This window comes from Mammaliicoccus lentus, from assembly GCF_002902755.1.
Classification (GTDB): Bacteria; Bacillota; Bacilli; order Staphylococcales; family Staphylococcaceae; genus Mammaliicoccus; species Mammaliicoccus lentus.
Genome location: NZ_PPRS01000059.1, coordinates 1 through 266 on the forward strand (window position 1 = coordinate 1; position 266 = coordinate 266).

The following is a 266-nucleotide window of genomic DNA, read 5'->3' on the forward strand; positions in this document are numbered from 1 at the left end:
CATAGCGATAGAGGGTTTCAATATACTTCTAGAAGTTTCAAGGCAAAATTAAAAGAGCATAAAATGATTCAAAGTATGTCACGTGTAGGCTGTTGTATTGATAATGGACCTATGGAATCAGTATGGGGAATGATGAAAAGTGAAATTTATAAAGGAAATAAGAACTTTTCTTTTATAAATTATGAACAGGCACTAATAGAATTAGCTAAATATATCCATTTTTATAATACTAATCGAATTACATTAAAAATGGCCAAATCCATAGC

At 29.3% G+C, this 266-nt stretch carries 1 protein-coding gene; it reads left to right on the plus strand.

The genetic code is table 11. The features are described 5' to 3' along the window. On the plus strand, window positions 1–266 hold a 266-nt coding region (locus CD135_RS11685), incomplete at both ends, for an integrase core domain-containing protein (protein WP_142382256.1).